The 24170-nt window shown below is 37.7% G+C and carries 26 protein-coding genes; 10 read left to right on the forward strand and 16 right to left on the reverse strand.

Annotated features, from left to right (window positions below; translation table 11 throughout):
• Nucleotides 1-127: 127 nt before the first annotated feature.
• Both KTI79_RS08790 and KTI79_RS08795 read right to left on the reverse strand, forming a co-directional pair.
• A complete protein-coding gene (locus KTI79_RS08790; RefSeq protein ID WP_001043034.1) occupies nt 128-400 on the reverse strand; it encodes an HU family DNA-binding protein in 273 nt (90 codons plus the stop codon).
• A 169-nt stretch (nt 401-569) separates the two neighbouring features.
• Nucleotides 570-1025: a phasin family protein gene (locus KTI79_RS08795; RefSeq protein ID WP_032055023.1), complete on the reverse strand. Its 456-nt coding sequence runs from the start codon at nt 1023-1025 to the stop codon at nt 570-572.
• Between the two features lie 208 nt (nt 1026-1233).
• Between KTI79_RS08795 and KTI79_RS08800 the strand changes: the two genes are divergently transcribed.
• The 8 genes from KTI79_RS08800 (at nt 1234) to fdx (ending at nt 7348) form a co-directional block, all read left to right on the forward strand.
• Nucleotides 1234-1881: a hypothetical protein gene (locus KTI79_RS08800; RefSeq protein ID WP_032055024.1), complete on the forward strand. Its 648-nt coding sequence runs from the start codon at nt 1234-1236 to the stop codon at nt 1879-1881.
• A gap of 109 nt (nt 1882-1990) precedes the next feature.
• Nucleotides 1991-2464 (forward strand): Rrf2 family transcriptional regulator, encoded by a 474-nt coding sequence (locus KTI79_RS08805; RefSeq protein WP_002117915.1) that lies wholly within the window; start codon nt 1991-1993, stop codon nt 2462-2464.
• 1 nt (nt 2465) lies between these two features.
• Complete coding sequence (locus KTI79_RS08810; protein WP_016141155.1) at nt 2466-3683, forward strand: IscS subfamily cysteine desulfurase; 1218 nt, start codon at nt 2466-2468, stop codon at nt 3681-3683.
• 67 nt (nt 3684-3750) lie between these two features.
• Entirely contained in the window at nt 3751-4137 is a 387-nt protein-coding gene (gene iscU, locus KTI79_RS08815) for a Fe-S cluster assembly scaffold IscU (RefSeq protein ID WP_002117907.1), read from the forward strand.
• Between the two features lie 30 nt (nt 4138-4167).
• Complete coding sequence (iscA, locus tag KTI79_RS08820) at nt 4168-4488, forward strand: iron-sulfur cluster assembly protein IscA (protein WP_016141156.1); 321 nt, start codon at nt 4168-4170, stop codon at nt 4486-4488.
• Between the two features lie 88 nt (nt 4489-4576).
• Nucleotides 4577-5095: a Fe-S protein assembly co-chaperone HscB gene (gene hscB / locus KTI79_RS08825; RefSeq protein ID WP_005076214.1), complete on the forward strand. Its 519-nt coding sequence runs from the start codon at nt 4577-4579 to the stop codon at nt 5093-5095.
• A 37-nt stretch (nt 5096-5132) separates the two neighbouring features.
• On the forward strand, nt 5133-6992 hold the full coding sequence (hscA, locus tag KTI79_RS08830) for a Fe-S protein assembly chaperone HscA (RefSeq protein WP_032055025.1): 1860 nt from the start codon (nt 5133-5135) through the stop codon (nt 6990-6992).
• Between the two features lie 17 nt (nt 6993-7009).
• On the forward strand, nt 7010-7348 hold the full coding sequence (fdx, locus tag KTI79_RS08835; protein ID WP_009387062.1) for an ISC system 2Fe-2S type ferredoxin: 339 nt from the start codon (nt 7010-7012) through the stop codon (nt 7346-7348).
• A 53-nt stretch (nt 7349-7401) separates the two neighbouring features.
• Here fdx and KTI79_RS08840 read toward each other — a convergent pair whose 3' ends face one another.
• The 8 genes from KTI79_RS08840 to KTI79_RS08875 all read right to left on the reverse strand — a co-directional run bounded on the left by KTI79_RS08840 (nt 7402) and on the right by KTI79_RS08875 (nt 16659).
• Nucleotides 7402-8868, reverse strand: a complete 1467-nt coding sequence (locus tag KTI79_RS08840) for an adenylate/guanylate cyclase domain-containing protein (protein WP_086375785.1) — start codon at nt 8866-8868, stop codon at nt 7402-7404.
• Nucleotides 8869-8924: 56 nt separating this feature from the next.
• Complete coding sequence (locus KTI79_RS08845) at nt 8925-9359, reverse strand: HIT domain-containing protein (protein WP_002117900.1); 435 nt, start codon at nt 9357-9359, stop codon at nt 8925-8927.
• Between the two features lie 201 nt (nt 9360-9560).
• Nucleotides 9561-13022: a transcription-repair coupling factor gene (gene mfd, locus KTI79_RS08850; protein ID WP_032053834.1), complete on the reverse strand. Its 3462-nt coding sequence runs from the start codon at nt 13020-13022 to the stop codon at nt 9561-9563.
• A gap of 134 nt (nt 13023-13156) precedes the next feature.
• Entirely contained in the window at nt 13157-13513 is a 357-nt protein-coding gene (locus tag KTI79_RS08855; RefSeq protein WP_032003546.1) for a hypothetical protein, read from the reverse strand.
• Nucleotides 13514-13594: 81 nt separating this feature from the next.
• Nucleotides 13595-14527 carry a Dyp-type peroxidase gene (locus KTI79_RS08860; protein ID WP_025466564.1) on the reverse strand — a complete coding sequence of 311 codons (933 nt, stop codon included), beginning with the start codon at nt 14525-14527 and terminating at the stop codon, nt 13595-13597.
• Between the two features lie 143 nt (nt 14528-14670).
• Entirely contained in the window at nt 14671-15453 is a 783-nt protein-coding gene (locus tag KTI79_RS08865) for a glutathione S-transferase N-terminal domain-containing protein (RefSeq protein ID WP_079284166.1), read from the reverse strand.
• Between the two features lie 21 nt (nt 15454-15474).
• Nucleotides 15475-15981: a ribonuclease E activity regulator RraA gene (rraA, locus tag KTI79_RS08870; protein WP_032053832.1), complete on the reverse strand. Its 507-nt coding sequence runs from the start codon at nt 15979-15981 to the stop codon at nt 15475-15477.
• A 12-nt stretch (nt 15982-15993) separates the two neighbouring features.
• Nucleotides 15994-16659, reverse strand: a complete 666-nt coding sequence (locus tag KTI79_RS08875) for an NAD(P)H-binding protein (RefSeq protein ID WP_032053831.1) — start codon at nt 16657-16659, stop codon at nt 15994-15996.
• A 212-nt stretch (nt 16660-16871) separates the two neighbouring features.
• Here KTI79_RS08875 and rpsT point away from each other — a divergent pair, with 212 nt between their 5' ends.
• Nucleotides 16872-17138 (forward strand): 30S ribosomal protein S20, encoded by a 267-nt coding sequence (gene rpsT / locus KTI79_RS08880; RefSeq protein WP_002117906.1) that lies wholly within the window; start codon nt 16872-16874, stop codon nt 17136-17138.
• A 57-nt stretch (nt 17139-17195) separates the two neighbouring features.
• On the opposite strand, the gene KTI79_RS08885 is transcribed toward rpsT, so the two are convergent.
• The gene (locus KTI79_RS08885; protein WP_002117975.1) at nt 17196-17930 is read right to left on the reverse strand and encodes a histidine phosphatase family protein; all 735 of its coding nucleotides are present in this window, start codon (nt 17928-17930) and stop codon (nt 17196-17198) included.
• A gap of 57 nt (nt 17931-17987) precedes the next feature.
• Nucleotides 17988-18845: a 3'(2'),5'-bisphosphate nucleotidase CysQ gene (locus KTI79_RS08890; RefSeq protein ID WP_086375784.1), complete on the reverse strand. Its 858-nt coding sequence runs from the start codon at nt 18843-18845 to the stop codon at nt 17988-17990.
• A 294-nt stretch (nt 18846-19139) separates the two neighbouring features.
• Between KTI79_RS08890 and KTI79_RS08895 the strand changes: the two genes are divergently transcribed.
• On the forward strand, nt 19140-19508 hold the full coding sequence (locus KTI79_RS08895; RefSeq protein ID WP_032053828.1) for a hypothetical protein: 369 nt from the start codon (nt 19140-19142) through the stop codon (nt 19506-19508).
• A gap of 59 nt (nt 19509-19567) precedes the next feature.
• Here KTI79_RS08895 and KTI79_RS08900 read toward each other — a convergent pair whose 3' ends face one another.
• The 4 genes from KTI79_RS08900 to KTI79_RS08915 all read right to left on the reverse strand — a co-directional run bounded on the left by KTI79_RS08900 (nt 19568) and on the right by KTI79_RS08915 (nt 24169).
• Entirely contained in the window at nt 19568-20227 is a 660-nt protein-coding gene (locus KTI79_RS08900) for an SOS response-associated peptidase family protein (RefSeq protein ID WP_032053827.1), read from the reverse strand.
• Nucleotides 20228-20334: 107 nt separating this feature from the next.
• Nucleotides 20335-22068: an ABC transporter ATP-binding protein gene (locus KTI79_RS08905; RefSeq protein WP_032053826.1), complete on the reverse strand. Its 1734-nt coding sequence runs from the start codon at nt 22066-22068 to the stop codon at nt 20335-20337.
• Nucleotides 22069-22080: 12 nt separating this feature from the next.
• Nucleotides 22081-23223, reverse strand: a complete 1143-nt coding sequence (locus KTI79_RS08910; protein WP_032053825.1) for an ABC transporter permease — start codon at nt 23221-23223, stop codon at nt 22081-22083.
• Between the two features lie 7 nt (nt 23224-23230).
• Entirely contained in the window at nt 23231-24169 is a 939-nt protein-coding gene (locus KTI79_RS08915; RefSeq protein WP_086375783.1) for an ABC transporter permease, read from the reverse strand.
• Nucleotide 24170: the final 1 nt, after the last annotated feature.

Consider the following 24170-nt stretch of genomic DNA (forward strand, 5'->3'; position numbering starts at 1 on the left):
ATTCCAATATTTTATTTCGAGGAGAATTTTAACTGAAAAACCACAATCAATGAATGAGCAATATTGGTCAATTCAGATTTTTAATAAAAAACGCGCCTATATTGGCGCGTTTATTCATCTTAAAAGATTAAGCTACTGAATCTTTAAGACCTTTACCAGCTTTGAAGCTTGGTACTTTTGTTGCTTTAATTTGAAGCTCTTCACCAGTTTTAGGGTTACGACCAGTACGTGCAGCACGTTCTTTAACACTGAAAGTACCAAAACCAACTAAAGTTACTGTGTCACCTTTTTTAAGTGCTTCAGTAATTGACGCAATTGTCGCATCGAGTGCCTTGCCTGCATCAGTCTTAGATACTCCCCCTTTTTCAGCAATTGCATCGATTAATTCTGATTTATTCATGAATAAAACATCCTCTTAATATCGTTTGTTTAAGGTCCAAGGCTATAGTTTAAAAGGCCATGACGCCTTTATAGCAATGCTTTAGGGGAAAACGCAATACTAGAGCAGGGCTTTTAGCAAAAATAAATGCTAAAAAACTGTTATATATTTGCTAAATCCCAACATTTTTTTACTTTTTATTCAATTTTGCTTTCAACTGCTGGTTTTCTTCTATTAAAGCATCCACCTTAATATGCAGTTGTACAAGCAGCTGTTCAATGTGTTGTAAATCCTTCGGAGTGACTAATCCTATTCGGTTTAAAGAATGATTAACACTCGTATCAAGAATCTTCTCTACCTTATCTTTTGTTTCAGATACAGATTCTTTAGCTTTTTCTGTAACTTTACCTACAGTATTATCGGCTAAGTCCCCAGTTTTTGACTCTAACTCTTCACCAACTTTGACTAAGGAATCAAAGAGTTTGTTGCCCTCTTCTTCGGCACGTGAAAATGCCCCTAGTCCCGCCAACCAAATTTGCTTAGTATACTTTCTAAAATCTAAAGCGGATTTTCTTGAACCTCTTGATTTTAATTTATTTTTTTCTTCTGACTCTTCTGTCTGGTTATCTATATTTGCATTATCCATTAATCTAAACTCCTAATCAGATGAGAGAAATGATGACTGATTTGACCACAAAATATTTCTATAATATCAAAGTAAAGACTTGATCCATTTACAAAACTGTTCTACAAAGCAATTAAGTCATGTAAATATATTTAACACGACATTGTGTTAAGTTTGGGATAGGATGTCCCATTCTTCAATTAATTGCTATTTGTAAGGATAAACTTTTATGAGTGAAACGCAACAAAGACAAAAACATCCGAGTCTGTTGCTGAATATTGTTCTAATTATTTTAGAAACTTTCTTTTCATTTATTCTCACCCACGATGGTGCTCTTCGCTTGCAAGCGAAAAAGTTTATCTTAAACAAAACAACAATTCGCATTAACAGCTATCTGCCTTTTTTTGACTTCTATGTTCAATTTACAGAGAAAGGCTTGTTATTCGACATCCACTCTTTTGACAGACGTATTGATCTTGAAATCAATAGTACTCTCGTTGACCTCGTTAAAATTTTCGGCTTTTCAAATCAGCGTAGTCTTAACAATATGCGTATTGATGGAGATGAGGAAACTAAAAAGGAACTTCTAGATTTAATTTCTCACTTAACACTACCTAAGTTACTTGCAGACTGGAAACAATGGTTCAACGCAGTTGATGATGAAGCTGAAACACTTGCTTCGCATAAAAAAATTGCACCTTTACTTGAAAAAATTGATCAACAACGATCAGAAATCAATTCACTTCATGTGGAAATTAAACAATATCAAAATCGAATTACCCGTTTACAGCGACGCCAACGAAACATTAACCTCTCCTTTGGTATAATTAGCCTAATATTTATTGCTTATTTAATATATAATTTGTGGGTTGTTTAATTTATTTTTCCATTTTGTTCCTATACTTGAATTAAAAATAAAAAAACTTGACTATTTTAGTCGGGATTCATAAAATCCTATTATCTAGTCTTAACATGTGTATCGAATCATGCGCCTTACAACTCGCGGTCGCTACGCAGTGACTGCTCTACTTGATTTAGCTTTGCAGCCAACTGAACAAACGATCACGCTCGCCGAAATTGCCGCACGCCAATCCATTTCAGTTGCATATTTAGAACAGTTATTCGCAAAACTTAAGCGTCATGGGTTAGTTTCTAGTGTTCGTGGTGCAAATGGTGGTTATCATTTGGCTCGAAATGCTGATGAAATTACTGTGTTAGAAATTATTGAAGCCGTAAATGAAACCGTTGATGCAACACGTTGTGACCATAAAGGCAACTGCCAGAATGGTGCAATGTGTCTCACTCACGATTTATGGCAAGAACTCTCTCATCATATTGCCGACTATTTAGCAAAAATCTCTCTTGCCGATCTCATTAGCCGAGACAACGTTCAAACTGTTGCATTACGCCAAAATGTGACTGGCACAGATTCAGCTCTTTTATCGGGTACAGGTATTTGATATGAAACGTCCAATTTATCTTGATTACGCAGCAACCACTCCAGTAGATCCGCAAGTTGCAGAACGTATGATGGAGTGTTTAACTTTCGACGGTACCTTTGGTAATGCTGCGTCTCGTTCCCACGCTTATGGCTGGCAGGCAGAAGAAAAAGTTGAATATGCACGTGAGCAAGTAGCAAATTTAATTAAAGCTGATCCACGTGAAATCGTTTGGACTTCTGGTGCAACTGAGTCAGACAACCTTGCCCTTAAAGGTGTAGCTCAATTCTATGCATCTAAAGGCAAACATATCATTACAAGTAAAATTGAACATAAAGCTGTTCTAGATCCTTGTCGTGAATTAGAAGAACAAGGTTTTGAAATTACTTATTTAGAGCCAGAGCCACAAACAGGTTTAATTACTCCTGAAATGGTTAAGGCTGCCCTTCGCCCAGATACTATTCTTGTTTCACTAATGATGGTAAACAATGAAATTGGTACAGTTACAGACGTAGCAGCGATTGGTGAATTAACACGTGCCAATAAAACATTCTTCCATGTAGATGCAGCACAAGCGGCTGGTAAAGTCGAAATTGATTTATCTACTATGAAAATTGACCTTATGAGTTTCTCTGCTCATAAAATTTATGGTCCAAAAGGTATCGGTGCATTATATGTACGTCGTAGTCCACGTGTGCGCTTAAAAGCACAAATTCATGGCGGTGGTCATGAGCGTGGTATGCGTTCTGGTACTTTAGCGACTCACCAAATTGTAGGTATGGGTGAAGCTTTTGAAATTGCTGGCAAAACAATGCAAGCAGAACAAGAGCGCATCCGTAAGCTTCGCGACAAGCTTTGGAATGGTTTACAAGATCTTGAACAAGTTTTCTTGAATGGCCACCCAACTCAAAACGTTGCTAACTATTTAAATGTCAGCTTTAACTTTGTTGAAGGTGAATCTTTAATGATGTCTCTTAAAGATGCTGCGGTATCAAGTGGTTCTGCTTGTACTTCTGCAACCTTAGAGCCTTCATATGTTCTTCGCGCATTAGGTTTATCTGATGAGCTAGCACACAGTTCAATCCGCTTTAGTTTTGGTAAATACACAACTGAAGAAGATATTGATCACGTGCTTACAATTACCAAAGCCGCTGTTGAGAAATTACGTGAACTTTCTCCGCTTTGGGATATGTATAAAGAAGGTATTGATCTTTCTACAGTTGAATGGGCTGAACACTAATTCATTGAAATTAGTGTTTTTACCCTCATATTAATATTAGGCTGACCCCGAGGTTTGGAGAAGCGAAATGGCTTATAGCGAAAAGGTAATTGATCATTACGAAAATCCACGTAATGTTGGTGTTTTAGATAAAAACTCTGAAAATGTAGGTACAGGCATGGTGGGTGCACCTGCATGTGGCGACGTGATGCGTTTACAAATTCAAGTAAACGATAGCGGTGTGATTGAAGAAGCACGCTTTAAAACTTATGGCTGTGGTTCTGCAATTGCATCAAGTTCCCTTGTAACTGAGTGGTTAAAAGGTAAAACTCTTGATGAAGCTCAAGCGATCAAAAATATTGATATCGCAACTGAGCTTGCACTTCCACCAGTAAAAGTTCACTGCTCTGTACTAGCTGAAGATGCAATTAAAGCTGCGATTGATGACTACCGCAGTAAAAAATCTAAAGCTTAATTTGTTACCATTGTAAACGTTGGAGTTTTCATGATTCATTTAACTGAAAATGCTGCGACTCATATTAGCAATTACCTTAAAAACCGAGGTAAGGGTGAAGGCATTCGCGTGGGTGTGAAAACTTCTGGTTGTTCTGGATTGGCTTATGTTCTCGAATTTGTTGATTCTATCGATGAACATGACCAAGTTTTCGAACAATTTGGCGTTAAGGTTGTTGTAGATCCAAAAAGCTTAGTCTATTTAGAAGGCTTAGAAATGGACTACGTTAAGAACGGCCTTAATGAAGGGTTCGAATTTAACAATCCTAATAAGAAAGGTGAATGTGGTTGCGGTGAGTCTTTCACTGTATAACCCACTTCTCCTTCCATCCTTTTCATTAAAACAGTGTCTTTTTATAGCACTGTTTTAATGTATTTAATTAACGTGGACCTCCTTTCTAATGAATCATTTTGAGTTGTTCAATTTACCCGTAGAACTCGATATCGATTTGGCGAGCTTAAAATCTAGCTTCTTAAGCTTGCAGCAGCAATATCATCCAGATAAAGCAGAAGATAAAGATCAGGCGTTGATCAAATCAAGTGAAATCAATCAAGCTTTTAAAGTTCTGTCGCAAGTAGATAGCCGCGCTGCTTATCTTCTAGCATTAAAAAAGCAAGACCATCACCTCGATCAATCTATTAGTGATTTTGAGTTTCTGCAATCAGCTCTAGAACTTCGTGAACAACTTGATGAAGCAACTTCACAAGAGCATTTAAGCACTCTTAAACAAGAAGTGTTTCAGTGGATTGAGGGTTTAGTTCGCGAATTTAAAATTGATTACTCAGATGAAGACTGGGGTGAAGCTCGAGATACTGTACGTAAATTACGTTTCTTTCAGCGCGTTCTTAACGATATTGAAAAAGCAGAAGATCAATTGTTGGATGATGAAGACAACTTTGATTTAGATGACGATTTTTAATTTGCTTTTTTCAATTTATATTCAAAGGATTTAACTCATGGCACTTTTGCAAATTGCTGAACCGGGTCAATCCAGTGCCCCACATCAACACCGCATTGCGATTGGTATCGACCTAGGAACAACACATTCTCTAGTTGCGACAGTGTTATCAGGCAAACCAAAAGTCCTCAACGACGAAAAAGAAAGAAGACTTCTTCCCTCTATTGTGCACTATGGAAGTGATATCACTCACTATGGTGAAGAAGCAAAGCCTTTCATTATTGCTGACCCAAAAAATACAATCGTTTCTGTAAAACGTTTTATGGGACGTTCAAAAGCAGATATCAAATTTCAACACCCTTATGATTTAGTGGGTTCTGAAAATGAGATGCCAGCTTTCGAGACACGTTCTGGTCGCAAAACACCTGTTGAAATTTCAGCTGAAATTTTAAAACAACTAAAAGAACGTGCTGAATCTAGCTTACAAAATCCAGTAAATGGAGCTGTAATTACTGTTCCAGCTTACTTTGATGAAGCTCAGCGCCAAGCGACACGTGATGCTGCGCAGCTTGCTGGTTTAAATGTATTACGTCTTCTAAATGAACCAACGGCAGCTGCTGTGGCTTATGGTTTAGACCAAGAAACGAATTTAGCTACAGATCACAACTATGTGATTTATGACTTAGGGGGCGGTACTTTCGACGTATCAATCCTACGTTTCTCACAAGGTGTCTTTGAAGTATTAGCTACTGGTGGCCATACTGCTTTAGGTGGTGATGACTTAGACCGTCTTATTGTTAAATGGGCTAAAAAACAGCTAAACATTGATACGCTAAGCGATGAAAACTATGCCGTATTTATTGTGGCTGCTCGTCAAGCAAAAGAACAATTGTCTACACAAGAATCGGTTCAGTTAAGACTACTTGAAAACGAACTAACACTTGATCGTTCAACCTTTGAGAGTATTATTCAAGTTGCTTTAGATAAAACAATCAGTGTTTGCAAACGTGTTTTACGTGATGCAAAACTTGAGTTATCAGATATTCAAAACGTTGTTTTAGTAGGTGGCTCTACCCGCTCTTATGCTGTTCAACAAGCAGTTCGCAATGTATTTAACCAAGAACCACTTTGCACGATTAATCCAGATGAAGTAGTAGCGATTGGTGCTTCTATTACAGCTAATCAATTAATTGGAAACAGTCAAGACGGCTCACTACTTTTAGATGTTACTCCTCTTTCTCTTGGCTTAGAAACCATGGGTGGATTAGTAGAGCGTCTTATTTCTCGTAACACAGCTATTCCTGTCGCTCGCCGTCAAGAGTTTACTACTTATCAAGATGGCCAAACAGCCATGCTTATTCATGTAGTTCAAGGTGAGCGAGATTTAGTCGAGCATTGTCGATCATTAGGAAGATTTGTTCTTCATGGCATCCCTCCAATGACTGCTGGTCAAGCACGTATTGAGGTTACCTTTCAAGTAGATGCAGATGGCTTACTCACAGTTTCGGCTCGTGAAACAACTTCAGGTGTACAAGCCCAAATTGATATTAAACCATCTTATGGTTTATCAGAGTCTGACACTGAACGCTTATTAATTGAAGGTTTCCAGCACGCGGAAGAAGATAAAAATCTGCGTCATTTAAAAGAAACCAAAGTTGAGGCCCAACGTGAGCTTGAAGCATTAGAACAAGCTTTGAAAGTAGATGCTGATTTACTCAATAATGAGCAACTCGAAGCACTTAAAGCCGCTGAAAATTCGCTTAAAGTACAACTTGAAAGTAATGATATTCAAGCAATTGAAAAAGCTGTAGAACAACTTAAAGTACATAGTGACGCTTTTGCTGCACTACGTATGAATCGACATATTGACCACGCCTTAAAAGGTACAAAACTTGAAGATTGGTCAAATTCAAACTAAAGGTATAGGTGATCAATATGCCCCGTATTAAAGTACTTCCTCACGCTCAATTTTGTCCTGAAGGTGCAGAATTTGAAGTTGAACAAAATGCAAATCTTTGCCAAAGTTTGCTTGATCGAGGAATTAAAATCGAACACGCATGTGACATGTCATGTGCTTGCACTACCTGTCACGTAGTAGTTCGTAAAGGTTTTGATAGCTTGGAAGAAATGGATGATGTTGAAGCAGATCTTTTAGATCGCGCTTGGGGTCTTGAACCAGATTCTCGCCTCTCATGCCAAGTAAAAATTGTTGATGAAGATTTAGAAATTGAGATTCCTAAATATACAATCAACCACGCTTCAGAAAATCATTAATCGAGTTATTAAAAAAGCTGCTTTTAAAGCAGCTTTTTTATGTTTTATAAACTTTAAACTTGGTCTTGTGAATCTATCTCTAAAGGTTTAACTTCATCTTCAATTCTTAACTGTGCAATACCTTGAGTATTTACTAAAGTTTGTTGAACTTTAATTCGTTGAATCATCTTCTCAAGTACTTCTACCAATTCAGGATATTCATAGTTTTGTACTTCTTCTAAGTTAAGTACCAAGTGGAAGCCTTTATACTCATAGTCAAACCATTGCTGATGATCTGACTTATTCCCTGTATATTTCTCCATTACTTGCCATGTTTTTACTGCACCTTGAATACCTTTTAGGTAAATTGGTGTTTTAGGGGCACAAAGGAAATCACTCTTAATTAATTGATAAGTATCATCTGAAATTAAAATTTCATCTATTTCCGCAGCATATTGTAAACGAGCCGCTAAATTCACATCACGACCAACAATCGTATAAGCCATGCGATGTGTTGCCCCATAATTCCCTACGTGACAATAACCTGTACTAATCCCCATTCGGATATGTAAGGCTGAGTAACCCATTTTTTTCCAGCGCTCACGTAGCAATTTCATTTGCTGACGCATAGCTATTGCCATTTCTACACATGCTTTGGCATCTTGCTCCACACCTTGTGAATTCGGATCACCAAAAAATATGAGGATGGCATCCCCCATAAATTTATCGACAGTAGCCTCATACTGTTTAGCAATTTCAGTCATATGGCTTAAATAATCATTAAGCAAAAATGCCAAATCATCTGGAATCAAAGTTTCTGATAACTCTGTAAAACCCTGAATATCAGAAAAAAACACCGTCATTTTTTTTCGCTTATATTCAATCTTTGCTTCAGCCTCGCCACGCATAATAGACTGCCACAACTGTAGTGGCGCATAACGGCTTAGCTGATTAGCAAAAGCAATATAGCGGGTCATTTGGTCATAGTAATGTTGACGCTGCTGACTGATTTTTTTAACCCAGCGATGTTGGTAATAATTTCCAATGGTAATAAACATAACCAAACCAAGAAGAGTTATTACTGTCAACTCTTGGCTAGTAGGCTCAAAATATGTATAAAAACCAAATAGGAAGAAAGTACTTAAATAAAAAATAATCGCGCCTAACAAACTCGTCAAACAAATGACTGCGAAAGAAATACGACTATTAATTGCTGAATAAAACAAGGCAAAAAGTGCAATAAATGTAGGCACTAAATTAAGATGCAGACCAGCCAATGTAACTGCTACAACAATTGCATCGATTGCAAAGAAAACACTTTTTTGAGTTTTTTTATCGAATTGGTACTGAAGCCAATGTTCTAACTTCGAACTAATAAAAAGCAGAAATAGGAAAAATGGTGGAACATAGATCTGATAATTTGTATTCGGTGAGGTAAAAGCATAGATCACTAAAATTAATGACAGAATTGAATATCCCATCAAACGATGAAAATATGCAAACTGCTTAGGCTCTCTATCGATAAACCTCTCTAATTGCACCCTATCCTCCACACCTCAATGTAGCCACATTCATATAAATGTGGCATTGCATTGATTTAGTCCATGCGCCAATCAAAAGGCATATCGCCTTGACCACGTAGCGCAAGCATAAGGGTTTGACGCATATGAGCCAGCACATCATTTGTATATGGAACTGCTGGTGTACCCCAAACTGGTTTAGGCCATGCAACATCATTCTGATAACGTACAACATGATGAAAATGCAATTGAGGCACCATATTCCCCAAAGCTGCAACATTCATTTTATCAGCACGGAATACACGAGATAGCTGGCTAGATAACCAACTTGATTCGCGCAAAAACTGTTCTTGGTCAGCTTGGCTCAACTCATATAATTCTGTGATTCCCGGCACACGAGGGATTAAAATCAGCCAAGGGAATTGCATATCATTCATTAAACGACATGTTGAAAGCGGAAAATCGCCTACAAAAAAAGTATCTTGAGCAAGTTGTGGATGCAAACTAAACATATCTTTTATAAATGACAATAAACAATAATGGCTAATACTATCACATCAGTTTTAATGTGAGTATTGCTAGTGTCTGGTTTGATTACAAATAACAATGATTTTATGCACTTATTCCCCGAACAGACCAAGAAATCGTGCATAAAATTCTGTTATCAACATACAAAAGATTCTTGTTGAGTTGAAATCAATTTAAAACACGATTTAAGCATGTAATTCATTCAATAATTTCGCTAACAAATCATTAATAAATTGAATTCGTTTTTCCTGTTCTTCAAGCTGAACCATCACTTTTAAGCGCTGACCACCTTCCATACGATAATAGGTTGGATGCTTTTGCATGAGTTGAATAATACTAATGGCCTGAACAGGCGTATCAGGCGAGAATTCAATATTGCCACCTTGGGTATTAATATCGATTTTAGTAATACCTAACTGTTCAGCTTTCAGTCTAATTTGATGAACACTAAATAAGTGTTTAACTGATTGCGGTGGAACTCCAAAACGGTCAATCAGTTCCATACGGATATTGTCGAGTTTTTCTTGGGTATCTGTATTACTAATACGCTTATAGAATAATAAACGCTGATGTACGTCACCTAAATACTCATCTGGAATCAGTGCAGGAATGTGTAAATTAATTTCTGCTGTTAATGATAAAGGTGCATCAAAATTCGGTGTTTTCCCTTGTTGAATCGCCTTAGTAGCTTTTTCCAGCATTTCCATATATAGGCTATATCCAATTGCTTGCATTGAACCACTTTGCTGCTCACCTAAAAGCTCACCTGCGCCTCGAATTTCTAAATCTTCTGTAGCCAGCATGAAACCAGCACCAAGAGTTGAAGCACGTTGGATTGCATCAAGGCGTTTTTCAGCATCACCTTTTAGATGCTTTATCGAAGGAACTAATAAATAAGCATAAGCTTGGTGATGTGAACGCCCCACACGGCCACGCAGTTGATGTAATTGAGCTAGACCAAGTTTGTCGGCCCTTTCGATCAAAATGGTGTTGGCATTTGGAACATCAATTCCGGTTTCAATAATGGTTGAGCATACCAATACATTGTATTCTTTGTGATAGAACTGTTGCATGACTTGCTCAAGTTCTCTTTCCCTCATTTGTCCGTGAGCTACTGCTACACGAGCTTCAGGTACAAGCACACGAATATTTTCAGCAGCTCTTTCAATCGTATCAACTTCATTGTGTAAGAAATACACTTGGCCACCGCGTAGTAATTCACGCAAGATCGCTTCTTTAATAGAAGCTTCGGTATGTTCTTGTACAAAGGTTTTAACAGCTAAACGACGGGCTGGAGGTGTAGCAATGATAGATAAATCACGCATTCCCGAAAAAGCCATATTTAAAGTTCGTGGAATTGGTGTAGCTGTAAGCGTTAACATATCAACATCTGCGCGTAATGCTTTAATACGCTCTTTATCCCGCACACCAAAACGATGTTCTTCGTCGACTACCATTAACCCTAGATCTTTAAACTGTACATTTTCTTGTAAAAGTTTATGGGTACCCACCACAATATCGACTTTACCTTCAGCAAGATCTTCAATATTTTTCGTATGCGTTTTATTTGAACCAAAGCGTGATAGTACTTCGATACGAACAGGCCAGTCGGCAAAGCGGTCTTTAAAAGATTCATAATGCTGTTGAGCAAGTAATGTCGTCGGTACTAATACAGCGACCTGCTTACCATTTTGCACCGCAACAAATGCTGCTCGCATTGCAACTTCTGTTTTACCAAAACCAACGTCCCCACAAACAAGTCGATCCATCGGTTTAGCTTGTTGCATATCATAAAGCGTCGCTTCAATAGCATTGGCTTGATCAAGTGTTTCTTCATACGCAAATCCGCTTGCAAATTGCATATAAAGCGACTGATCTATTTCAAAACCAAAACCAGGTTTTGACTGACGACGTGCTTGTATATGTAATAACTCTGCTGCAACATCATGAATTTGTTCTAAAGCTTTACGTTTCGCCTTACTCCACGCATCAGTTCCTATTTTATGTAATGGTGCTAAGTCTGGATCTCCGCCACTATAGCGGCTAATAAGATGCAAATTCGTCACAGGTACATAAACTTTTGCCTCTTCAGCATAGTCTAATTGCAAGAACTCGTAATCTTGCCCTTCAATTGCTAAAGTAATTAACCCAGCATAACGCCCTACACCATGGTCAATATGAACAACAGGAGCACCAATGCTTAATTCGGTCAAACTACGAATTAGGAACTCTTCTGAAACTTCTTGCTGACGTTTACGACGACGTTGAACCACCCGATGCTCATATAACTGATTTTCTGAAATAACAGACAATTGATCAGTTAAAAGCAACCCACGGTCTAATGGCGCATTCGTAATTGCAATCGCAAACTGACTTTTCTGGAATTGCTCAAAACTATCTACACTAGGAATATCTCCCAGACTAGCACGCAAACCATCTCTTAAACTTTCTCGTCGACCAGCGCTTTCCGCAACCAATAAAACAGGATGATTTGCTTCATCAATATATTTTTTAACCACGGCAAATGGTTTGTCTTTTTTCGGATCAACTGGCAACTTAGGTGGTTGCTCAACCTTAAGATTTAGAGCCCCAGCTTTTTCTTCAACTGCTTCAGCGCTCACAAGCATACGTGGGAACTGATTTAAAGCACTTAGTAAGTTATTTGGTGCAATAAATAACTCATCAGGAGGCAGAATTGGTTGGTCTGCGTTATGGCGTCTATCTTCATAACGACGAAAAACTTCTTTCCAAAAACTGGTTAAATCAGTCTCCACATCATTATTTGTAATTACAATGCAATCCTTTGGAAAGTACGTTGTGAGTGTACTTTGAGATTGCATGTAAGTTTTATCAAAAAATAACGGTAAATAAAACTCAATTCCCGGAGATGCGATTCCATCAAGAACATCTTGGTAAATTGGGTTTTTCTTAGGATTTGCGGTCGGAAAAAGTTCAGAATAACGATCTCTGAAAATGGAACGAGCTTCTTTTAATGGGAACTCTTTCGCGGGAAGAACTGTAAAACTTTTTAAAGTTGTGGTAGTTCTTTGTGTTTCTGGATCAAAGAATTTTAAAGTATCAATTTCATCATCAAATAGGTCAATACGGATAGGTGCATCCTGACCAGATGCAAAAATGTCCATAATGCTGCCACGTACAGCAAACTCACCATGGTCGTAAACTGTATCTACTAAATGATACCCAGCTTGTACTAAACGTAGCTTCTGTTGTTCTAAATCAAATTTTTGCCCCACACGTATATCAAAATGCTCACCTAAAACCCAAGAATATGGTGCAACTCTTTGAGCTAAAGTGCTTGCTGAAATGAGCAATACACCTTTTTGCGGCATATTAGATAAAATAGCGAGTCGTTCTGAAACAATATCTTGATGAGGTGACAAGCGGTCATACGGCAAAATTTCCCAATCAGGGAAAATTGTCGGTTTTATGCCATAAAATTCAAGTTCACTTTCTAACTGAGCAACATGTTGGTTATTTCGAGCCACCACCACGAGCAAAGATGAATGCTGAACAGCAATTTCTTTGAATAATAATGCAGCAGATGAACCTAATAACGACCCTACCCAACGCTTTTCACCGGCTTTGAGCTGTTGTAAATTCAATTGAGAGATTTCTTGTTGAAACATGTATATGGCTTTTATCAGCTAAGAAGATATGAGCTCAATAGTAGCATGATGTTTTTAGTGAAATGAGTTATTTTTTTGAAAATCAAACTACTAGTTGGTCCTACTTTTTATATTTTTTAATCAATCAACTATGATTATTTATCACGCAAAAACAAAACGTAATATTGATTTAATATTTGTATAATCGCTTTGAGTTGAAGTAGCTTTTCTTGAGTATTTTCCAATCTTGCAACATAGCGCTGTGTTGCGATTTCTAAATCAATCTTTTCATTAATTTGTGGCGTAATTTGAAACAACTTTTGAAGATTATCAAAATTCTGTAATTTACGGTTTGAGAAATATTCAAGATGCTCTGACCACTTTTGATTAATCACTACATCATTAATGATAGGCCCACGTTCAGAATCAAATTTTAATTGATTCTCTTGCAAGTAAATTTGTTCAGGTGTCTCTTTCGAACCTTGAAAAAGCTGCGTTATCTTTTTAAACATTTCATCACATCATATTTATTTCAATTTAAATAATGGAAGTAATCTAGTCACTCCCATCATTTCAGTCTTCTAAATTAACGACTATTCATCGCCTAAATCATCAAGAAAATCTACAGTCGGTACAAAAAATAAAGTACCCGTTTGAGCAGTACTAAAGTCAAGTAACCGATCTAGGTTACCATGCTCATTGCCTAAAAACATGTTCTCAAGCATTTGTCGGGTTGTACTAAATTTACGCGAGTAGCCAATAAAGAATGTGCCATATTCATTTCTAGAAGGATTTGAAAAAGGCATATTAGCTCGCATAATTTTAAGTTCATTACCTTCTGCATCATGAGCTTTACTAACGACATTATGAGCCGTTAAAGGTTTTTCATCATCGCCGAGCTCAACATCATTGAACTTTTTTCGGCCGATCACTTTTTCTTGCTCTTCGTCAGTTAATGAACGCCATTTGTCCATATCATGTGTATATTTTTGGATAAAAGCATAACTTCCCCCGATAAAGTCAGGGTCTTCATCGCCTACTAATGCCCACTGCGCTGCAATAACAGGTTCAGGATTCTCTGTTCCATCTACAAAGCCAATAATTGCTCGTCCGTCAAAATAACGAAAACCATGAACTTCATCAATTGGATACGTTACTTTACCAAGCTGTTGATTAATTATATTACCCAGCTCATAGCATAAAGTCTGACGATCAGCACGTATATGAAAAAATAAATCACCCGGAGTTGAAACAGCCGTATATTTCGGACCTCTAATTTCTTGAAATGGTTGTAACTCTTGAGGCTTGGATTGCTCTGGAAATAATATATCCCATGCATTTGAGCTAAAACCTAAAGTAGCATTAAATTTACTATCTGGATAACGATTGAAGAGACTTCTGGTTAGTGCTGAAAAATTAGCAGCAAAATCTTTTACTTTTTCTATTACAGAATCACCTTGAGCTAGCCCCAACACAATAAATAATGCATTTTCACCAGGAGCACTCGTTACAGGTTGAATTCTCATACATTCCATAAAATATGCCTTTTTAGGTATTTAACCTTATTAATTTAGCATACTCATATTTTTTTCATACAACCTGTTAAGAAATCTGATGTTGATAAGAGCTTAAGTAAAATGCCTTAAACTCTTACTCAAGTTAACCTTAATCAACGTCCGTACTGCTTTTTTAAATATTTTACGATTTGAGCAGATTCAAACATCTTTACTCCAGTATTTGGGTCTACCAAGTATGGTACTTGCATTTTATCCTGCATAATCGGCAATAGCTTTTCTCTTTTCCCACCTTTTAAAGGTATATATTTCCCTGGTTTTAAGCGAAGAATAGCAGGTCCCATATCTTGCCATCTTTCTTTTGCCACATTATGCAAAATATATGGAAGCTCAAGTTCAGAGAGTAGACTTCTTACAATTCGTGAATACGGACTTGCTTCAAAACTCCATAACTCAAGTTTTTGTTCAGGCGCAGCTCTATCAACAATTTTTTTATTTATCCAAACTCCACGGGCACCATTTAATATAGTTCCTGCAAATGCAACATAAGGCATGTTTGGGTAACTCGAAAATTTCTGAGGTGTTTTCCCTGTTTTGCCATAGTGTTTAAATAAATGATGAATAATATCTTGTGATTCGTATAACTGATCGCCAGTATTTTCATCAATTAAAAAAGGAAATTGTAATTTGCCACCTTTTTCTTTTACAACTGAACGATACTTTATTCCACCTTTAGGACATGGATAAATTTCAACGTCCAGATTCAAAAGTGTAATCACTTCACGAACACGACGGCAAAATGGTGAACCTTCAAATTCATATAGTTTCAAAGCTTTTACAGGTTGTTGTGGAAATGCTGTTCCTGTAACACCTCTACCACCTTCAGCAATTGCAGATACAACTGCTTGAAGTACTTTAATTTGATGAATCACCATCATGCGTTCCTTTGTATGAGTGAATTAGACTAGTTTTTCTTTTGCAATCACAATTCCATTATTATCAGCATAGATAAAATCACCAGATTGAATTGTGACTCCACCAAAATACAAAGGAATATCTACTTCACCAATGCCTTTACGATTACTTTTTTGTGGAATTGCAGCCAATGCATGTACACCTAAATCCAAAGTTGCAAGTGCATCAACATCGCGTACACAACCGTAAATCACCACACCATTCCAATTATTTTTAACCGCTGATTCAGCAATCATGTCACCCATAAGCGCACAACGCATAGAGGCGCCACCATCTACCACTAATACTTTGTCTGTACCATCTGTTGCCAATAACTCTTTTACTCGTGAGTTATCTTCAAAGCACTTTACGGTTACAACCTGCCCCCCAAATGTTTTACGTGCCCCATAACTTTGAAAGAACTTTCCATCCATTGATGGAATTACGACCTGCAAGTCTTTTTCAGGGTTATCATCTAATAAATCACAAGTTACAAATGGTACTGTCGACACTTTCATACTCCCTTATCGAGTTTGTTGTATGCTCAGATTATCATATCGTTTAAAAGCTTCAATTTGCGTTAGCGCCGCTACGACCATCGTATGAGCCAATTGCTCGGCAGTTACTGGCTTATATTTGAATGGCTTTTGAAATTTATTCTCAATAAGTTTAAATAGACTCTGCCCTAAGTCTTCAATAAACCGTACATCGCTGCGTTTACCAATCAGTAAAGACGGTCTAAAAATAGATAATTTTTCGAGCTCTAGACTCTCGATATAAACCTCTAACTGTCCTTTCACTTTATTATAGAAAATTGGAGAATTTGCATTTGCTCCAAGGGCACTCACTAGCAGTAAATGAATGTGCTTATCTTGCACTAGATCTGCTAAATGGGCATTGATTTCATAATCCACGGCATAAAAAGCCTGTTTTGAACCAGCTACTTTTAATGTTGTTCCAAGACAGCTAAATGCATGGGTATAGCCATTCACATCTTCATCATTGAGTAATAAAAAATCATCTATAACAAGTTGAGTAACTTTTTTATATGTATTAAGTAGTTGTGATTCTTTTCTTACTACAACAGTAACCGCTTTAAATTCGGGCGTTTGCTCAAGCTGTTCAATAAGAGCTAAACCCACAAGTCCTGTAGCACCTATCACAATTGCTTTTTTAGCACTTATAGTCATTTTTTATCCAACCCTCTTTAAGTTTGTATCAAATTTAACCTTTTCTTACCGTTTTAGCAGCCCCTAAAACCGCTTAAAATGCTCGCAAGGCTTGACTTCACGGTGTTGATTCATCACAATATGGCACTTGTTTACGGGCTGGTGATGGTTACATCAGTTTACTGAATTGACCACAGCCCGCCCAGACCAACTTATTTTCAAGGAGTGCAAGAGTGGCAAACTCTGCTCAAGCTAAAAAACGTGCGCGTCAAAACGTTACAGCGCGTAAACACAACGCAAGCTTGCGTTCTATGGTTCGTACCTACATCAAACGTACTTTAAGTGCAATCGCTGGTGGTGATTATGCTGTTGCTACAGAAGCTTACAAAAAAGCTGTTCCTGTAATCGACCGCATGGCTGATAAAGGCATCATCCACAAAAATAAAGCTGCTCGTCATAAGAGCCGTTTAAATGCTCAAGTTAAAGCGTTAGCTAACTAATTTGAACATGTAAAAAAAGCCCAATAGGGCTTTTTTTATTATCTATCGTTTTTGAGCTTATAGCACTTTATGAAATTTAGCCACATTCAGTTCGTAGGCCTTTCCTCTCCAAATCCACTTTAATTTACAATTTGGAAACTCTTCACCTTCAAACCATACAAATAACCCTTCCATCATTTCCGGCCAATCTTCTTTCTTAATTTTATTTTCACCTGAAATTACAGCAACAATGGCTGCAATAATCGTGTCATGACTCACGGCTAAACTAAGTCCGCCTTTAGTTTTTGGATGAGTTCGGTAAATAAGCTCTAGTACATCTAAAACCCCAGTAATGGGATGTTTCATACCAGGTAATGCATTATTTACAAAACTATTAATAAAACCCAACGCACCTTGCTTTTTGAAATAAGGAGCAGCTTGTTGTATATCCAACACAAAGCTACCTGGTTCAACAAGCAGCCCTTGCTCAATAATTTCAATCGTATGAGTATTTGATTGAGGGCTTACGTCATCAGCCCCTTCAATCATGAGCGCAGCCGTATCGACACAGCGTTGTATTGGACTTGAAATACAATGCTGAATAACACGATCTGTATTTTTGATTAAATAATTACCCCATGCCTGCGCAAGCTCACGTCCTTGAGGAGTAAGTTGGAGATCATAACCAGCCAAGCCCTGCCCATCTACAAGTTCTCTTAAAGAATGGCGCGTAAATAAGGTTACAGGAGTTGAAGCATCGGGCAATAAATCAATTGCTTCAAACATACTTTTAGGCAATAAATCGAGTGCCATCTTTATCTTGTCATCTTTTTTCAATACTTTGCCACTATAACATGTCTGGCATAACTCTCAATCGATAACACCTGATTGGGCTAATGCTTCAAATGCTATTTTTTTGCTTTCCTGATCACGAAAAGCGATAAAGCCCTTATTTAAAACCGTGCTTCTTTGGTTATATTCAAAAGGTTTTCCATCCAGAGTAAGTAAACCACCGCCTATACTTTCTAAAAGACCTTGACCAGAACTTGTATCCCATTCAGAAGTAGGATGAAAGCGTGGGTAAATATCTATTTCACCTTCTAACATCATGCAAAACTTATAGGCACTCCCGGCTTCTCGTCGAATAATGCGATGTTCTTTTTCTATAGATTGAATAAATTTTTGATATTTTGGATTTTTACTACCGTGACTCAGTCCTATTTGTATAGGCGCATCTAGCGGAGTTGAACTAACCTGATATTGATACCATTGTTGTTGGCTAAAGCTATATTTAAAAGGTAAATCTTGCAGATATCCTAAGTACACAACTTGTTCACATGGCACGGCAATAACTGAGAAAACTGTTTCTTTGCCGTTGATCAAGCTTAGATTGATCGTAAATTCATCACGTTCATGGATAAATTCTTTGGTTCCATCGAGTGGATCTAACATCCAACAAGTAGACCAGTCATGACGGGCACTATAATCACTTTCTTCAGACAATACAGGCAACTCTGGAGTAATCTCTGCAAGATGCTTTAATAAAAATCTATTTACCTTTAGATCTGCTTGGGTTACAGGTGAGTCATCTTGCTTTTCATGAATAGTAAACTCATAACCCGCAGAATAGTTTTGATATTCTTCTAGTAAAATCTGACTCGCCTGTTCCAGAATAGGCAGAAGTTGATTAATTAAATTATCTTGTGGGCGTGTAGTTGTTATAAACATAAATATGCTCTACATAGTTTCACTTCTATTATAGGTGAATTATGAACAATTCTATATTCGCCAACAGTTTGATTTACTAAAATAGTAATTTATCTTAATCATTAGGCCGTTGCTTTCCGCCTATGCTATTTAGGTAATATGAATAATTTTAATATTTATAAAAGTCTTTATTCCGTACAAAAAACAATCTATAAGTTATGAAAAATAAACAACTTAAATCAGATTTATCCATTTCCTTTTCATATATTTCTTGGTATGTTCAAGAACACAATAACAAGATGGAAGAAAGTGCACATGATGCTATATGGATATCATTTCTCAACAATAGAACATAACTGGGAAGACCTTAAGCCCTTAACTGAGTTTCTACAAACCTTTGCAGATGATGACGGTGATGTTTCAACACGAGATAAAGAATCTCTCAAAGAAATCATAGCGAAATCTGATACAGCTTTAGCTCTCGCTAGAGAAATGGGTTGGGATGGTAACTATACAGGCTGTCCTTATCTATTCTGGTTGCCAAGTAAAAATAGCCAATCTTTTGAATATGGTTTTGTATTTAAACAGACCTCAGATAATACAACTTTTGTGATTTCACCGATTGAATTGAGCTATTTAGCTGAAGATCCCGAGGTACAAACATTAAGTAAAGATATTGAATAAGTGATATAGGTTATTGATTCAAATTTGAGATCAATAACCTCATCTTAATCTTAGATAGATTAGTCAAACATACTTAACTGAGGTGTAGGTTTTATAATTTTTTCTTTTGGGACATGAGAACATTCAAACTCTTCAACTGGAAAACCTTCGATAAAGCTTGAAATATCAGGTGATTCTAAACTTAACCATTCATCTAGTCGGTCATGTGGAATCACAATAACTGATCGTTTGACATCGCCTGGCTCGTGAAAGTCTTTCATCATTGGATGGTCTATAGCATCCATGGTCAACATGCTTGCAGAACGAATAATCGTTTCATTTATTTTGCAAATTTCATAGATTGCTGCGATGAAAAAAGCCTGCCCATCTTTACGGCGAACACCCCACCGCTCAGGCTTATCATTTATATATTTACTTTCATAAAACTCGGTCACTGGAATCACACCGAATTTACATTTAAGTGCGGCTTCTTGAAAGCTAGGTTTTTGGAAAATAGTCTCATGACGGGCATTGTAGGTATGTTTTGCTATATTTGTATCTTCAGCCCATTTAGGAACCAATCCAAACATCACTTCGCGCCATTCAAACCCTTGTGGTGATTTAAATAATAATGGCATTGTTCCTGTAGGATAAACCTCTTCGGCATAGCTAAAGCCGACCACAGGCAACTGAAGTTGCTGTAATTGGGCAAGCGTTAAAGGTTTAAAGTTAGCGCACATAGCAAGAATAAAATACTCCACATTTACTTCTTTTATTTTATAAGCATTTACCGCATAAACCAAATAAAAAGGCACTCGAAAGTGCCCTTAACGACATAACTTTACGTTCATGAAACGTGTTGAATCCCTTGAGGAATCGCCTGCAATAATCGTTTAGTGTAGTCATGTTGAGGATGTGCATAGAGTTCATCTGAATTGGCTATTTCTACAACCTCGCCATGATTCATGACCATGACCTGATCAGAGATATATTTCACAACCGATAAGTCATGTGAAATAAAGATATAACTCAGCCCAAACTCATCTTGTAAGTCTTGTAATAAATTAAGTACTTGTGCCTGAACTGAAACATCAAGTGCAGAAACTGATTCATCACAAATCAAAATTTCAGGCTTTAGCGTTAAACAGCGTGCAATGGCAATACGCTGACGTTGTCCACCTGAAAACTCATGTGGATATCGGTAGTAAGCTTGTTCAGGCAGATTCACTCGCTCAAGCAGTCCAAGGGCAATTTGTTTACGCTCTGCATCATCTTTACCAATGTTATGAATTTGCATAGGCTCTAATAAAATCTGTCCAATGGTAAAGCGTGGATTAAGAGACGCATAGGGATTTTGAAAGATGATCTGGATTTTCCGTTGATATTTGGCAAACTCTTTTTCAGTTAAAGAAAGAATATCTTTACCTTCGATGAAAGCTTGCCCACCAGATGCCTGATGTAAGCGCATGAGTAATAGCCCAACGGTCGTTTTACCTGAACCTGACTCACCGACTAAACCCAAGGTTTTTCCCTTAGCCAGCTTAAAAGAAACTCCTTTTACGGCCTGAAACTCTTCTCTGCCAAATAGACCTTTACGGCTATAAAAGCTTTTTTTCAGGTCTTTGACGTCTAAAATGATTTGTTCATCACCATTTAAGCCACGTTTGCGCTGGGGAATTTCTGAAACGTCAAAACTTTGTTCGACCAATACACCGTCTTCTTGACGCATAAAATCGCTCGTTACAGGCAAACGATAAGGTCGTTGTGACATTTGCGGACGGCAATATAACAAAGCTCTCGTATATACATCTTTAGGCTGATCAAGAACCTGTTCAGCAGTACCTTGCTCTCTAATCTCGCCATGACGCATTACAATGACTTTATCTGCAACTTCACCGACTAATGCTAAATCGTGGGTAATAAAAAGCATCGACATTTGACGGCGCTTACGCAATGACTCGAGTAAATCAATAATTTGCTTTTGGATCGTGACATCAAGTGCAGTGGTCGGCTCATCGGCAATAAGTAGTTTAGGCTCACACGCAATCGCCATAGCAATCATGACACGTTGCTGTTGACCACCCGAAAGTTGGTTTGGATAGGCATCAATTTTAATTTCAGGTGAAGGAATACCTACTTCTTTAAGCAATTCTAAAACGCGTTGTCGAGCCTGTTTACGGCTCAACCCCATATGCAAACACAACACTTCTGCAATTTGGTTGCCAACCGTAAAAACAGGATTTAATGATGACATCGGCTCCTGAAAAATCATCGCAATATCTTTACCACAGATTTTGCGCATATCTTTACGAGATAAGCTCAGTAAATCTTTGCCTTCAAATATAATTTTACTTTGCTCATCAATTTTACTCTGACCTACAGGCAACAATCCCATAGTTGCCAAAGAAGTAACCGATTTACCACTACCCGACTCACCTACTAAAGCAACCGTAGTATTTGCAGGAATATCAAAAGTAATTCCTTTTACGGTTTCAATATATTGCTTATCTTCACCTTTAAAACTTACTCGTAAATTTTTAACATGCAGCAACGGCGCATTCTTATTTTCTTGTTCTAACATTTGACCTTCCTCTTATTTTAGCTTTGGATCTAACGCATCACGAAGTGCGTCAGTAAACATTGAAAATGCCGTTACCAAAACAGCCATCGCGACAGAGGCTGCGACAAGCTGCCACCACTTACCTAAAAGAAGTTCACTTTGTGCTTCATTTAACATGCTCCCCCAAGACACTACACCCACTGGTACACCAAAGCCCAAGAAACTCAAAATAACCTCAGATTTAATAAAAGAAACCACTAAAATTGACATCTGGACTAAAGCAATATGGCTGACATTTGGAAAAATATGAATGAACATACGGCGGAAGTGACCAACGCCAATTGCTTTAGCAGCAAGAACGTACTCACGTGCAGTATGTTTCATATATTCGGCACGAATTAAACGATAAACACCCGTCCAGCCCGTTAAGCCTAAAATCAGAACAATGGACAATATGCCTTTTTGTTGAAGTACGGCAGCAATAGCGAGAACTAATAATAAATATGGAATTGAGGTAAAAATGTTATAAAACCAGTTGAGAATATCATCCACCCAACCACCAAAATATCCAGAAATTGCACCTAAAAGTGTACCGATACCTACCGCAAGTAAAGCAGATATCACCCCAACAATAATTGAAGTTTCAGCACCTTTAATGGTCTTTTTAAGAACATCTTGTCCCCATTTATCAGCTCCAAACACAAGGGTACTTTTCAGTTCTGCTTGCTGATCTAGTAAATGTCCGCCCAGTTGCTGATCGATCGCTTTCATATCATCGGCTAATGGGTCAACTACACCATAATAATCAATTGCGCTTCCAGAGCTCTTTTCTTGTTTAATTTCAGCCTTAAGCTTGTTAATTACATCTTTTAAAGGATCAACTGGATTTTCTGGTAACTCTTCCTCAATTGCTGATGCATTTTGTTCAGCTTCTGTTGTCTTGTCTGCCCCTATAAATGTGGGTGGCGCATAACTCACAGCAACTTCTTTATTCCAGTCAGATGCAATCACGCCCGTCATTGATAGAATCAAGATAATAAAATAAAGCAATACAATCACTAGCGATGACATTGCGATCTTGTCGGCCCGAAGACGACGCATGGCAAGTTTCCACAGGCCAGATGAATGAGCTTCGGCTTTTGTTTGTTGTTTTCTTTTTGATAGAACGCTCAGCATAGCCCACCTATTTCAACTGTACACGTGGATCAACCACTTTGTAGACCAAATCGGCAATCAGGTTAAAAATCATGGTTGCAGCTGCGATGTAAACTGTAATTGCTTTAATGACAGGAAAATCACTTCGCTCAACTGCAATAATGACCTCTCGACCAATCCCAGGAATACCAAAAAAACGTTCAATTAAAAATGCGCCTATGAGCAATGCAGGTAAAGTTGACATCACATCGGTAATAATCGGAATTGAAGCATTACGCAGTACATGTACACCTAAGATTCGGCTTTCACCCACACCTTTAGCACGTGCTGTTCGAACATAGTCCTGATTAATTTCATCAAGCACAAAACTACGATATAACCGTAAAGTCGGGGCAATACTCACCACCAGCATGATTAGAATTGGTAGTAAGGCAAACTTAAATAAGTTATCAGTAAAGGTGTCGCTCCAGCCTTGTACAGGAAACCAACTTAGTTGATAAGCTAAAACATATTGAAAAACGATAATGTAAACTAAGATGCTGATCGACATGCCAATAGTACATAACATCATGACCATACGGTCGGTTAAAGAACCACGTACCGCGGCAACAGCCAATGCCAAAATAATTGAAATAACCGTCTGTAAAATAGTGAGTGGAATTAAAAGTGTGAGCGATGGCCCTAATCGGGTCAAAATAATTTGGGAAACAGGTTCCCCCGTACTCCAACTTGCGCCATAGTCAAAAGTGAGAATCTGCTTAATGAACATCCAGAGCTGTACGTAATAAGGCTGATCGACTCCTAGCTGTTTACGAATATTTTCGATCTGCTCAGGATTAGACATCTTGCCCGCTAAAATATAAGCAGGATCGCCACCTACCCAGTTAAAAAGAATAAAAATAAGTAAGACTACCCCCAACATAGTTGGAATCATCTGCCATAACCGCCGAATAACATATGCCAGCATA

The sequence above is a fragment of the Acinetobacter sp. WU_MDCI_Abxd143 genome (assembly GCF_025514195.1).
Classification (GTDB): domain Bacteria; phylum Pseudomonadota; class Gammaproteobacteria; order Pseudomonadales; family Moraxellaceae; genus Acinetobacter; species Acinetobacter pittii_H.